Source organism: Paenibacillus sp. JNUCC 35 (assembly GCF_058269095.1).
Genome location: NZ_CM177771.1, coordinates 1,386,945 through 1,399,032, shown reverse-complemented (window position 1 = coordinate 1,399,032; position 12,088 = coordinate 1,386,945). Strand labels below are relative to the sequence as shown.

Genomic DNA, 12,088 nt, shown 5'->3' with positions numbered 1-12,088 from the left:
GCGAAGGAGCGGCACGGCGCAAACGGCATAGCCGTGCGGCTGCGGCAAGGCCCGGAAACCAGCGGAAGTGCAATCACCGCCGACTTGCGCCGCATAAAACGCACAAAAAAGAGGAACCGTCTCAAATGGACGGTTTCTCTTGTTCTTGTTCTCCCCGCAGAGCGGTCAATATTTGTGCGGCGAGTTTCTCGCCGATCCCTAGAGGCCGGAAGTCTTCGACCGCGGCCTCTTTGATTTTTTTAACGGACCCGAAATGCTTCAACAGCAGCTTCCGGCGTTTCTCCCCGATACCGGGAATGGCATCGAGCTGCGAAACGACCATCGACTTCGCCCGCCGCTCCCGGTGGAACGTAATCGCGAAGCGGTGGACTTCGTCCTGGATCCGCTGAAGCAGGTAAAATTCCTGACTGTCGCGCGGAATAGGAACGACTTCGGCGGGGTCGCCGGCCAGCAGCATCGCGGTTTTGTGCTTCACGTCCTTGGACAGGCCGCACACCGGAACGAACAGCCCCAGCTCGTTCTCCAGCACGTCGATAGCGACCGACATCTGCCCTTTGCCGCCGTCCACGATGATCAGATCGGGCAGCGCCAGGTTCTCCTTCAGCACCCGCTCGTAACGGCGGCGGATGACTTCCCGCATGGACTCGTAATCGTCCGGTCCCTGCACCGTCTTGATCTTGTATTTGCGGTATTCCTTCCGGTCCGGCTTTCCGTCCGTGAAGACGACCATCGCGGCCACAGGGTCGGAGCCCTGGATGTTCGAGTTGTCGAACGCCTCGATCCGCGTGACAGGCCCCGTACCGAGCCAACTGCCGAGGTTCTCGACAGCCAGCACCGTGCGCTGCGCATCCCGCTCGATGAGGCGGAACTTCTCCTCCAGGCCGACGCGCGCGTTGTCCCTGGCCATGTCGACCATCTGCTTTTTCAGCCCGCGCTGCGGAAAATGCACTTTCACCTTCAGCCAGCTCTCCAGCGCTTCCTTCACGTCTTTCTGCTCCGCGGTCGTCGGCATGCTGCGCGAATCGGAACCGGATTGTTCCTCGGCTTCCGCCGCGAGCGGCGACGGCGAAGCCGCCTCTTCCGGGGCTTCCCGCAGGCTCTCCGGCGATCCGCCGTCTTCTCCGGCCTGCCGCACAGCCGCGCCCGCCACTGCCTCCATACCGGCGCTCAGGCTTTCTGCCGGCAGCTCCTGCTGGCTGCGACCGGGCAGGAAGATTTCCTTCGGCAGCGCCGGGTTCTCGCTGTATACCTGCATCACGTAAGTGATGAAGTCCTCGTACTCGTCTCCATAGTACGGGAACATGGTCACATGCCGTTCGATCAGCTTGCCCTGCCGCATGTACAGAATCTGCACGCACATCCAGCCTTTATCGGCGACGTAGCCGAAAATATCGCGGTCCACCACATCCGTCGTCGTAATCTTCTGCTTCTCCATCACCGCGTCGATGTTCACGATCAGATCGCGGAGCTCCTTCGCCCGCTCGAAGTTCAAATCCTCGGCCGCGGCGTGCATCTTCGAGGTCAGCTCCTGCTTGACCTGTTCGTGACCGCCGTTCAGGAAGCGCACAATCCCCTGCACCATCTCGTCATTCTCCCGCTGCGTGATGTCATGCTCGCACGGAGCCAGGCATTGGCCCAGATGGTAATACAGGCAGACGCGGTCCGGGATCGTTTTGCACTTCCGCAGCGGATACAGCCGGTCAAGCAGCTTTTTCGTCTCCTGCGCGGCAAAAGCGTTCGGATAAGGCCCGAAATACTTCCCTTTGTCTTTGACGATCTTGCGCGTCACTTCCAGACGCGGATGCTCTTCATGGGTAATTTTGATATAAGGAAACGACTTGTCGTCTTTAAGCAGCACATTATATCTCGGATAATGCTGTTTAATCAGATTGCATTCCAGGATAAGCGCCTCGATGTTGCTTGAGGTCACGATATATTCGAAATCACGGATTTCCGACACAAGCCGCTGTGTCTTCCCGTCATGGCTTCCGGTAAAATAAGAACGCACGCGGTTTTTGAGCACTTTGGCTTTCCCCACGTAAATAATCGTGCCTTCCGCGTTCTTCATAAGGTAGCAACCCGACTTATCCGGCAGCAAAGCCAGCTTGTTGCGGATATGCTCCTCGCTCTCCTCGCGGGTCATTCTGTGGAGAGGTTCTCCCCCCCGTTCTTCCGTCACTGCCTCTCCCTCCTTAGGCTTCCTGTATCCAAAATGGTCCTGTCTTTATCGGATAAATGACAAAAAAAGCTCCTTTTCAGCATAGCAGAAAAAGAGCTTTTTCTCATCGTTTGTTTGCGCGAGGCAATTATTGGTGACGGGAAAGAACGTTCTTGAGCGCGTCCTTCGATTGGAAACCGACGACTTTATCGACCGGTTGACCGTTTTTGAATACGATCAGGGTCGGGATGCTCATAACGCCGAAGCGGGAAGCGGATTCCGGATTGTCATCCACGTTCACTTTCGCGATTTTCAAGCTTTCTTCCTCTTTCGCCAATTCTTCCAGAACCGGTGCGATCATCTTGCAAGGTCCGCACCATGGTGCCCAGAAATCAACGAGAACCGTGCCTTCTCCTTCTACTTCACCTTTAAAGGATTGGTCTGTTACGTTTACGATCGCCATGATTTCTTCCTCCTCATTTATCTAAAAGTTCATCGAAATCCTCAGCGGATCCGGATATTGTCAACATGTAAAGTATACCACAATGTGTCGGTTTTTCAACCGAACAGGGCAAGCCCTAAAATCTGGCAGTCTCCGGGTTGTGCCAACTTTGTCTTGCTTTGAATCTCCGGGCATCTTTACAAGTTTCGCGAAAAATGGGTATACTGGCAATAAGCCTACGTCTGCTTATTTTCGGGCGGACAAGTGAGGAGGAACAGGCATGAGCGATCCTAAACATCCGGAACTTCATTTGAATGAAGAGCCCCGCAACGACCTTATGGATGTTGCCCTCGGTTTTGGCGGATTCTTCGCCGTTTTGATGATCATATTTATCATTGGGGTCATTATTAAACTGGTGATCGGATAATCCAGACCGCCTGAAAGAAACCTGCTGCATATGCGGACAGGTTTTTTTCTTGTTTTCCAGCGTTTTATCGGGAGAAAAATACCTTTTGGCAGCAATCAAGCAGGACTTTGGTCTCAAAACGGAGAATTGTGGTAAAGGGCCATTTACGCCCTTCCTAATAACAGGTGAAACTAGAGAAAATGGGGTGCCCTTTTTGATTCAATTGTCTGATGACCGGATGAAGCAGGTCCGTTTTACCGGTATAACCGAGAATGACCTGCAGCTGCTAAAAGCAAATGAACCCGCTTTCAACGAAATCGTAGAAGTGGTGGTGGAGCAGCTCTACGAGCAGATCGCCGCCGAACCCGAACTCAGAGACCTGATCTCGCGGCACAGCACGCTGGAGCGCTTGAAGCAGACGCAGGCGGATTACTTCCTGTCCATGACTTCGGGCGTACTGAACGAACGGTATATCCAGAACCGGCTGATCGTAGGCAGAGTGCATTCCCGGATCGGTCTGACAACGGAATGGTATCTGGGAACCTACATGCTGTATCTCGATCTGTCCCTCCGTCATTTCAAGCGTGTCCTTCCGGACGGAGCCTGGCTTGAAGTTGTCCATGCCCTGACGAAAATGTTCAACCTTGACTCGCAGCTCGTTCTGGAAGCATACGAGCATGACGAGAAAGCTAAAATACAACAACTGGCCGATGATCAGGCCATCATGCTCTCCGGCATTTCCAAAGCCGTTCAGGACCTCGCCTCCATGATGGTCGAGCTGAGCAGCAGCAGTCAGATCGTGGCCGAGACGGCCGTACAAACCGCGGAGTCCCAAGACAAGTCGCATCAATATTTAAAAGACCTGGAGGAAGAAGTCGGCCACATCCACGCGATGGGCGCTCTCATGAAGGAAGTGTCCGAGCAGACTCACCTTCTCGGCCTCAATGCGGCCATCGAAGCGGCCCGTGCCGGCGATGCCGGGCGCGGCTTCGAAGTCGTCGCCAACGAAGTGCGCAAGCTCGCCTCCCGTTCCCGGGAATCGCTGGAGCTGATCGAGGACAAGCTGACCGCGATTCGCACGATTCTCGGCACCGTACACGACGAGTCCGAGCAGACGTCCATCTACGCGCGCACGCAGGCGGCAAGCTCCCAGGAGCTCAGCTCGTTCGTCCAGATGGTCGAGCAGGTCGCGCACGATCTGGAGCGCCTCAAAAAGAAATAAGCCGGGCAACTTCGCTGCCGGCTCCTCCTTCCCTGCTCCCCGGCATGCTGGCGGCATATCGCGGAGCAGGAACAACCAAGAGCCGCCTGCGGATCATATTCCGCGGCGGCTCTTGGCGTATACGAACAAACGGGGGGCAGCTAGGCCCCCCGTTTGTTATATCCGTCTACGGTCACGACTTCGACGTAAGGCCGTACACGGTCCATAATCCGCTGGCCTTTGTACTCTTCGTCACCGTCTTTGTTCGTGAAGCTGAAATGCTTCTCCAGGGCGTCCAGATCGTAATTGGACGTAAAGAATGTCGGCTTGCGGTTCATCCGGTAGTTGAGAATCGCTCCCAGGACATGGTCGCGCAGCCATGGATTGAGATTCTCCGCTCCGATATCGTCGAAGACCAGAAGGTCCGTCTCCTTCAGCAGCTCGATCGTCTCCTTCAGCTTTTGCGGTTCCCCGAACATCCCCTTGAGATCCTCCGCAAAATCCGGCATATATACGATGGCTCCCGTAAAGCCTTTTTTCGCCAGCTGATAAAGCATGTAGCACATCAGGAACGTTTTGCCCGTACCGAAGGAGCCCTGCAGGTAAAGCCCTTTCTTCTGCAGCCCTTCTTCCGTTGTCCGCATCACATAGTCGTTCAGGAAATCGACAGCCTTGGCGCGCTCCATATCCGTCCGCAAAATATCCGTGTACGTATGCTCCCGGCTGAGCGCCTGCTCGTCGATGTGAAACGTGCGGATCCGGCTGCGGATCGCATCCTGGGACTGCTTCGCTATAAATTTGCGGCAGGCCGTTTTTTCTTCATGAATATAAGTCCGGCCGCCGTTGTCTTCCACGTTCAGCATCGTGTAATGCCCCTGCATATCGTTCGGGCACCGCTCCAGTCCCGGGCAGTTCAGGCAGTTCTTATGTTCTCTCGCATACTGGTACAGACGGTTCATGTTGATTTTGAGCGTATGATCGTCCAGCTGCGGATACTGTCCGCGGAGCTTCAGGATCAGCGGATCCTCCAGCACCTGTTTGGCCTGTTCCTCCGCCCTCTGCATCCAGCTGCTCTTGGGCATTTGTTTCAGCATATCGGACAGGGATTCCATCGGGGTTCCTCCTCCCGCCATTGTCTAGCACTCTCAGGAATTAAACATTTCATCGAGCTTCTTCGCCTTGCGCAGCATCGCTTCCAGCTCTTCTTCCGTCACACGAGACGTCTGCCCCTTGTTCTGGACGATCGGGATCTGCGGCTTCATCTGCTTGCCTGCCGTGCGCGCTTTCCCTTTGCCGGCGTAACCGCCGGAAGCTTTGGCCGCCGCCGCTTTGGCTGCCGCCTGCTGCCGGAACTGCAGCCGCTGGCGCACATATTCGACGGCCTGCTCGAACGAGGCGATCTGCTTGCCGAGCATGTCCGACGCGACCGCTTCGATGGACGACTTGGCCCACGAGCGTTTGTCGATATGGATATAATGGATCAGGACATTAATGACTTCTTCTTTAAGCTTATAATTGAGATCGATTTTCTCGAAAATATCCAGAACGCCGTTCGGAACCGGACCTTGGGTGAAAAAGCTTTGCAGCACCAGGGTGTAAGGTTCGTTTTTAAGCAGCGAATTGTACTGGTGCTCGTTGTGCGCTCCCTGCAGGAAAGCCGGAACCTCCAGGTAGTACTGCATTTCCACCGATCGGGTTCCTTCTTCGGAATCGGCCGTATTGTCCCCGGCGTCGCCCGGCTCTGCGCGGTGAAGGAAACGCTCGCGCTCTTCCTCTCTCTTCTTTCCCTGGCGGAAATACAGATTCGCCTTGTACTGCAGGGAATCGATCTGAAGCTCGCCGTCCTCGTCGAACATTCCGTCCTCATCCAGCAGACGGACCGTTTCCTGCAGAGTCAAACTGTATTTCCTCGCTACCATGTTAATGGAGATCATCGTTTCGGGCTTGTACTTCAGATTCTCGACATAGATGCGGTTAAACGACTCCCGGGGATACCGGGTGATGAGATCCGCGTAGGCGTAGCCTTTGGTCGTCACGTCAAGCGCCTGCGCCGCCTGTTTGCCGGCCGACGCTTCGTACAGAGCCTGCTCCAGCTCGTAGTCGATCACCTGGGTGTTCAGGCGGAACAGCTCGTAGAACGGCACCGACAAATTCTCGCTGTCCGCTCCCGCCAGCTCCGCGGGCTCCGGCATCGTAAGCTCGTCGCGCAGCGACAGCAGCAGAAACTTGCCGATTTTGTCCCGGAGGAGCAGGGTCAGATGCTGATTGCGGAAAAATTCGTTCGGTGAAAGCGGGCAGAACAGCGTGTACTCGTAGATGTAATCATCCTCGTCCTGCATGTAAATGCGAGACGTCTGGAGCAGCCCGACGGCCTCCAGCTTCGAGGACTGCTCGATGAACAGCTTGCGGCTGCGCTCGCCCGGATCCAATTCCAGCGATAAAAAAAGCTTGCGCTGCTGCTCCAGCCCGGCATAGCCCGTTTTATCCGACGGAACCTGCTGGTAGAGCGTATGGTACAAGCTGACGGCGTAGCCCCCGATCATCGGCTGATAGATCGAAGACAACATTTTATAATCAAGACTGCTTAACGCGAAATCCCGGTACACGCAGAACCGGTGATTCTCTGTAAAATGCAGCAAATTGGTCAATCGCATAGCATCAAACTCTCCATCCGTACCTTAAAAGGTCTGAACATCATTTTACCACAAATCTCGACAGGGAAGGGAGTGAAAAATGTTACCTGGCCTTAATGACGAGGGGCCGCCCCGACTAAAGTCTAACTCCAAAACCGCCTTAGGGCCGTTTTGGCTCTCCTTCCGATCTGGTAAGATAAAGACATGAAATACGGAAACGGCGCAAGACAAACGAGCCGGACCCGTTCCGGACCCCACAATCGACTATCCCAAAGGAGAGAATTAATCATGAATAAACTTTTCCGTTCCAGAACAGACCGTAAGCTTACAGGACTTTGCGGAGGCCTTGCCCAGCTGCTGGGCGTAGACGCTACCATCGTCCGCCTGATCGCCGTAATCGGAGCCGTGTTCAGCTTCGGCACCTTCACTCTGATTTACATCGTCGCTTCCCTGCTCGTTCCCAAAGAGCCTTATGCAGGCTACGGCTATCACGATTCTTACCACACGTACTAATCGGCTGCGGAAGCCGCAAACGGATATCCCTTATAATTAAGAAAGCCCGGAGCTGATGCTCCGGGCTTTTTCTGGCTGTCTTTACAGCGTGTTCTAGAACATTTTGAAGCCTTTGATTCTCAGCGTGCGGATCGTCGTGCCGCTCACGACAGCTCCTATGAGTCCGCCGATGACCGGCGCGATATCCACCGCTGTAATCGATGTCATTTTGTCGCTGTAATAGAAGCTCAACCCGATGATCAGCGCCACAAACGCATAGACCGGAAACCAGGTCGTTTTCATCAGCATATTTAGAATAAACCCGAGTCCAAAAAACAGCACGAACATCAGGACGATGACGATGACCAACTGAATCAAAATCGGTCCACTCCTTTTACGCATTCTTCTCTCTATTGTAAAGCAATTTCCACAGTCAGGTAAAGTGTCCACATCATGAACATTGAGCGCACGACACCGTTTGTTCATTTGCCTTTTGAAAGCGGAGCCGATACAATGAGAAAGATTGGTAAGACCCGAATTTCTCTAGATTAAAGGAGGGTTTCCGTTTCTTATGAGTGAAGCCATCGAAACATTAGAAGGTTGGTACGCCCTGCACGATTTCCGCCGCATGGACTGGAATGCCTGGAAAGAAGCGTCTCCGGAAGAGCGCAAGCGCGCGGAGGACGAGCTTCGTTCGTTTATCGGCGAGTGGGCAACAATTGAAGATAATAAAGAAGGAAGCACGGCTCTGTACAGCATCGTAGGCCAGAAGGCCGATATTCTGTTCATGCAGCTCCGCGAAACGCTCGAAGAGCTGAACGATCTGGAGACCGCCTTCAACAAATCGGCGTTCGCCAAATACACAATCCCGGTCTACTCCTATGTATCGGTCGTCGAGCTGAGCAGCTACATGGCCAAGCCGGGCTCCGATCCGATGGAAAGTCCCGAAGTGGTCGCACGCTTGAAGCCGACGCTGCCTAAAGCGAAGCACATCTGCTTCTATCCGATGAACAAACGCCGTCAAGGCAGCGACAACTGGTACATGCTCGACCTCGAATCGCGCAAAGCCATGATGCGCAGCCACGGCATGATCGGCCGCAGCTACGCCGGCAAAGTCAAACAGATCATCACCGGCTCCGTCGGCTTCGATCTGTGGGAATGGGGCGTCACGCTGTTCGCCGACGACGCGCTGCAGTTCAAGAAGCTCGTGTACGAAATGCGCTTCGATGAAGTGAGCGCACGCTACGGCGAGTTCGGCGACTTCTACGTCGGCAACCTGCTCGACAATGACCGCCTCGGCCGTCTGCTGGACGTATAGCCCGCCCCGCGGCAAGCAAAAAAGCCTGAACGTTTCCCTTAGGGAAGACGCTCAGGCTTTTTTGCGCCGGCGGACGGAGCGCGGCTTCTCCGCCAAGGGTCCGGCGGGGAGGTGCCGCGGCCGGCGCTTCCCCGCGGAGCGCGACTCGCGACCGGCGAACTACGCAGCGGGAAACCGCGCCTCAGCGGCCGCTTCCGGGCGGGCCTCGCGTACAGTGCAGCCGCTGCGTTCCGTACGGCCGCCTTGCTTCCGTACGCATGCAATGGGCGGTGCGTACCGCGAGTTAAGCCCCGTGACACGCGATTCGGCTTCGTTGCGTGCCCGCAAACCTCGCGAAGACCGGCGGGCGTTATGTCCCGTTCCCGACGGAACCCGACCGGCGCGAGGCGGCTCCTTAGTCCTCGTCGTCTTCCTCCGCGATCCGCTTCATTTCGGCTTCCATCTCCGCCTTGCGGCGCAGATAGTCCTCCGTGTCGCGGTCACGCTGGCGGCTCTTCTCCTTGAGCCGTTCTATCGCCGGAAGGATAAGTATGTCGATCTCCTTCTGAACGACGGCCACGTGACCGTATTCCTTCTGATTCTCCAGATAGTGGCCGACTTCGATCAGCGCATTGTAGCGGTCCAGCTCGCTGCGGGTCAAAAGCCCGCGTACTTGTACACTGCAGTGTCTCATTTCGTATGTACACCTCCCCTGGCTGCCTTATCCGTTCAGCAAAAAAGCCGCCCCGGCGCGCCCTTTGCGGACGGTTGCCGGTGGCGGCTTCGGTCTTGATCATCCTGTCCGGAAAGCCGGTTAGCGCAGCTTTCCTTTGCGGACCATGAGCGGAAGACCGCCAATCGTATACAGGTAGCGCATATCGATGACTTTCTTCATTAGAGCCGCCGTACCGCCCTTCATTTTCTTCGTACCGACAATGCCGATGGCTTCGCCTTTGCCCAGGGAAGCTACCGTGCCGCGGTTGACGAACGCGAATTCCTTCAATGCGTTGCCGCGGATGGAAGCCACGAGGTTCAACGCGCAGTTCTCCCCCTGCTGGGTCGCGATTTGAGCCGTCGGCGGGTAAGGCCTCCCTTCGGGATTCATCACCAGGGAGCAGTCGCCCGTTACGAAAATATTGTCGTAACCCGGCGCGCGCAGGAATTCATCGACCTTGATGCGGCCGCGCATCGTTTCGAAGCCCGCATCCTCCAGGAGATGATTGCCGCGGATTCCTCCCGTCCAGATGACGGTACCCGCTTTGATGAATTCGTCCCCTGCGATGAGGACGCCTTCCGGCGTGCATTCCTTGATCGCGGTGGCGATTTTGAACGTGACGCCTTTATCGGTGAGCAGGCGCATCGCATACTCCACCAGCTCCGGATCGAAGCCGGGCAAAGCCGTCGGAGCCGCTTCGATATTATAAATGTGGACAAGCGCCGGGTCCACGTCGAACTCTTTGCACAGCTCGGGGATACGGTCCGCCAGTTCCCCGACGAATTCAATGCCGGAGAAACCCGCGCCGCCTACGACGAAAGTCAGCAGCTCTTTGCGGTCCGGCTCCTGTTTGAACCTGGCGAACTGGTATTCGATATGTTCGCGGATATGACGTACGCTGTTAATGCTGCGGATCGTCATCGCATATTCTTTTAAACCCGGGATTCCGAACGTTTCCGGCTCGCCGCCGAGACCGATAACCAGATAATCGTAGGACAGGGTGCCGTCTTCGAGGATGACTTTCTTCTCCCCCGGGCGGATTTGAACTACGGTCGATTTCACGAAGTCCACCTTGAATTCATCGATCAGTGAGGAAATATTGACACGTGCATTATCAGGTTTATCCGTTCCGGCTGCGGGCATATGCAGATGGGTCGTAATATAATGATAATCATGCTTGTTCACCAGCGTTACGTCCGCTTCGTTATAATTTAACAGCTTCTGAAGACGTAAAGATGTTACAACACCACCGTAGCCAGCGCCCAATATGACTATCCTTGGGACTCTACTCATTGGTTCTCTCTCACTTCCATACTTTTTTAAGGGCTTGCATTGTGAAAATTAACACATATCTCCTTACGGATATGTCCGTGAAAATGTTTCTCTCTCTATCCTTCGAGCCAGGCAAATTCGCCATTTTTCACGGAAATGCAGCACCAATCTCATGCAATCATATAATGTGCCCTGTTAAATAGCAAGGGTCAATTTCCTCAAAAACGAAGGTTTTTCAACCAGTATTTTCCACCTGTTAAAAGGGAAGTTAGTCCCATATAAGCGCCTTTGGAAGAGCTTTTCAGAAGGATTGTCAACCGCTTTGCTCGGCTTTATACATCTATTTGGTTTATTTCCGCATTTCGGGCGTTTATAATGGAGCAGAAAGCAATGTGCAGAACAGTGGAGGTGTCCGAGTAGTGAGTGAAACCGAAATTCAGCACGACCAAGTGAAAGATCTGATCATCATCGGGGGCGGACCGGCCGGTATGTTTGCGGCGTTTTACGGGGGTATGCGTCAGGCTTCCGTTACGTTAATCGAAAGTATGCCTCAACTGGGCGGGCAGCTTGCCGCTCTGTATCCGGAGAAGCATATATACGATGTAGCGGGATTTCCGAAAGTGACCGCGCAGGAGCTTGTGAACAGCCTGGCCGTCCAGATGAATCACTTTCCGATTCACGTTTGTCTGGAAGAGAAAGTTGTGCAGGTGGTCAAGAAAGAGGAGCGCCTGTTCGAGGTTATCACGGATAAGGAATCTCATTTGGGCAAGGCGGTTATCATTACCGGAGGCGTCGGCGCCTTCGAACCGCGCCGTCTGGAACTGCCGGAAGCTGCCCGGTACGAGAAAACGAATCTGCACTATTTCGTCAGCGATCTGAACTCGTTCGCCGGTCAGAAGGTTCTTATCAGCGGGGGAGGCGATTCCGCCGTCGACTGGTCGCTCATGCTGGAGCCGATCGCCGAGCAGGTTACGCTCATTCACCGCCGGGATAAATTCCGCGCCCATGAGCACAGCGTGGAGAAGCTGATGAATTCCCGCGTCAACGTCGTCACGCCGACCGAAATCACCGGGCTCGAAGGCGACGATGCGATCCGCAAAGTAACCCTGAAGCATGTCAAGACAGGAGAAGAAACGGTGCTCGACGTCGATGCCGTCGTCGTTAATTTCGGTTTCGTTTCTTCATTGGGTCCGATCGCGGAGTGGGGGCTTCAGATCGAGAACGGCTCCATCGTCGTCGATTCGCGGATGGAGACGAACGTACCCGGCATCTTCGCGGCAGGAGACATCACCACGTACCCGGGCAAGCTGAAGCTCATCGCCGTGGGCTTCGGAGAAGCGCCCACCGCCGTCAACAACGCGAAAGTTTATCTGGACCCGTCCGCCAAACTTTCACCGGGACACAGCAGCAACATGAAGTTCTGATGCAAGAGCCGCAGGCCGACTCTTACAAATGAAAATAAAGCACGAAGG

At 54.9% G+C, this 12,088-nt stretch carries 12 protein-coding genes; 5 read left to right on the top strand and 7 right to left on the bottom strand.

The window, feature by feature from the left end; all coding sequences use genetic code 11:
* Positions 1–121: 121 nt before the first annotated feature.
* Together uvrC and trxA are read right to left on the bottom strand one after the other, a co-directional pair.
* Entirely contained in the window at positions 122–2,143 is a 2,022-nt protein-coding gene (gene uvrC, locus AC2TF6_RS06340) for an excinuclease ABC subunit UvrC (RefSeq protein WP_491311599.1), read from the bottom strand.
* 163 nt (positions 2,144–2,306) lie between these two features.
* Positions 2,307–2,621 carry a thioredoxin gene (gene trxA / locus AC2TF6_RS06335; protein WP_009676258.1) on the bottom strand — a complete coding sequence of 105 codons (315 nt, stop codon included), beginning with the start codon at positions 2,619–2,621 and terminating at the stop codon, positions 2,307–2,309.
* A 259-nt stretch (positions 2,622–2,880) separates the two neighbouring features.
* On the opposite strand from trxA, the gene AC2TF6_RS06330 reads away from it, so the two are divergent.
* Both AC2TF6_RS06330 and AC2TF6_RS06325 read left to right on the top strand, forming a co-directional pair.
* A complete protein-coding gene (locus AC2TF6_RS06330; protein WP_009676287.1) occupies positions 2,881–3,027 on the top strand; it encodes a YqzM family protein in 147 nt (48 codons plus the stop codon).
* A 193-nt stretch (positions 3,028–3,220) separates the two neighbouring features.
* Positions 3,221–4,228, top strand: a complete 1,008-nt coding sequence (locus tag AC2TF6_RS06325; RefSeq protein WP_491310359.1) for a protoglobin domain-containing protein — start codon at positions 3,221–3,223, stop codon at positions 4,226–4,228.
* A gap of 140 nt (positions 4,229–4,368) precedes the next feature.
* On the opposite strand, the gene dnaI is transcribed toward AC2TF6_RS06325, so the two are convergent.
* Positions 4,369–5,319, bottom strand: coding sequence for a primosomal protein DnaI (gene dnaI / locus AC2TF6_RS06320; protein WP_009676271.1), 951 nt, complete (start codon positions 5,317–5,319; stop codon positions 4,369–4,371).
* 33 nt (positions 5,320–5,352) lie between these two features.
* Positions 5,353–6,861 (bottom strand): replication initiation and membrane attachment family protein, encoded by a 1,509-nt coding sequence (locus AC2TF6_RS06315; protein WP_491310358.1) that lies wholly within the window; start codon positions 6,859–6,861, stop codon positions 5,353–5,355.
* Positions 6,862–7,128: 267 nt separating this feature from the next.
* On the opposite strand from AC2TF6_RS06315, the gene AC2TF6_RS06310 reads away from it, so the two are divergent.
* Positions 7,129–7,353, top strand: coding sequence for a PspC domain-containing protein (locus AC2TF6_RS06310; protein WP_009676275.1), 225 nt, complete (start codon positions 7,129–7,131; stop codon positions 7,351–7,353).
* Positions 7,354–7,446: 93 nt separating this feature from the next.
* Here the strand turns inward: AC2TF6_RS06310 and AC2TF6_RS06305 are convergent, their stop codons facing one another.
* On the bottom strand, positions 7,447–7,710 hold the full coding sequence (locus tag AC2TF6_RS06305; RefSeq protein ID WP_009676274.1) for a YuiB family protein: 264 nt from the start codon (positions 7,708–7,710) through the stop codon (positions 7,447–7,449).
* 193 nt (positions 7,711–7,903) lie between these two features.
* Here AC2TF6_RS06305 and hemQ point away from each other — a divergent pair, with 193 nt between their 5' ends.
* Positions 7,904–8,650: a hydrogen peroxide-dependent heme synthase gene (hemQ, locus tag AC2TF6_RS06300; RefSeq protein WP_491310357.1), complete on the top strand. Its 747-nt coding sequence runs from the start codon at positions 7,904–7,906 to the stop codon at positions 8,648–8,650.
* Between the two features lie 394 nt (positions 8,651–9,044).
* Here hemQ and AC2TF6_RS06295 read toward each other — a convergent pair whose 3' ends face one another.
* Positions 9,045–9,323: a hypothetical protein gene (locus AC2TF6_RS06295; protein ID WP_009676256.1), complete on the bottom strand. Its 279-nt coding sequence runs from the start codon at positions 9,321–9,323 to the stop codon at positions 9,045–9,047.
* Positions 9,324–9,443: 120 nt separating this feature from the next.
* Positions 9,444–10,637: an NAD(P)/FAD-dependent oxidoreductase gene (locus tag AC2TF6_RS06290; RefSeq protein WP_491310356.1), complete on the bottom strand. Its 1,194-nt coding sequence runs from the start codon at positions 10,635–10,637 to the stop codon at positions 9,444–9,446.
* Positions 10,638–11,104: 467 nt separating this feature from the next.
* Between AC2TF6_RS06290 and AC2TF6_RS06285 the strand changes: the two genes are divergently transcribed.
* A complete protein-coding gene (locus AC2TF6_RS06285) occupies positions 11,105–12,040 on the top strand; it encodes an NAD(P)/FAD-dependent oxidoreductase (RefSeq protein WP_491311598.1) in 936 nt (311 codons plus the stop codon).
* Positions 12,041–12,088 lie beyond the last annotated feature (48 nt).

Coding starts and splice junctions, on each gene's coding strand:
- uvrC (WP_491311599.1), bottom strand. CDS start 2,143: ATGACCCGCGAGGAGAGCGAGGAGCATATCCGCAACAAGCTGGCTTTG.
- trxA (WP_009676258.1), bottom strand. CDS start 2,621: ATGGCGATCGTAAACGTAACAGACCAATCCTTTAAAGGTGAAGTAGAA.
- AC2TF6_RS06330 (WP_009676287.1), top strand. CDS start 2,881: ATGAGCGATCCTAAACATCCGGAACTTCATTTGAATGAAGAGCCCCGC.
- dnaI (WP_009676271.1), bottom strand. CDS start 5,319: ATGGAATCCCTGTCCGATATGCTGAAACAAATGCCCAAGAGCAGCTGG.
- AC2TF6_RS06315 (WP_491310358.1), bottom strand. CDS start 6,861: ATGCGATTGACCAATTTGCTGCATTTTACAGAGAATCACCGGTTCTGC.
- AC2TF6_RS06310 (WP_009676275.1), top strand. CDS start 7,129: ATGAATAAACTTTTCCGTTCCAGAACAGACCGTAAGCTTACAGGACTT.
- hemQ (WP_491310357.1), top strand. CDS start 7,904: ATGAGTGAAGCCATCGAAACATTAGAAGGTTGGTACGCCCTGCACGAT.
- AC2TF6_RS06295 (WP_009676256.1), bottom strand. CDS start 9,323: ATGAGACACTGCAGTGTACAAGTACGCGGGCTTTTGACCCGCAGCGAG.
- AC2TF6_RS06290 (WP_491310356.1), bottom strand. CDS start 10,637: ATGAGTAGAGTCCCAAGGATAGTCATATTGGGCGCTGGCTACGGTGGT.
- AC2TF6_RS06285 (WP_491311598.1), top strand. CDS start 11,105: ATGTTTGCGGCGTTTTACGGGGGTATGCGTCAGGCTTCCGTTACGTTA.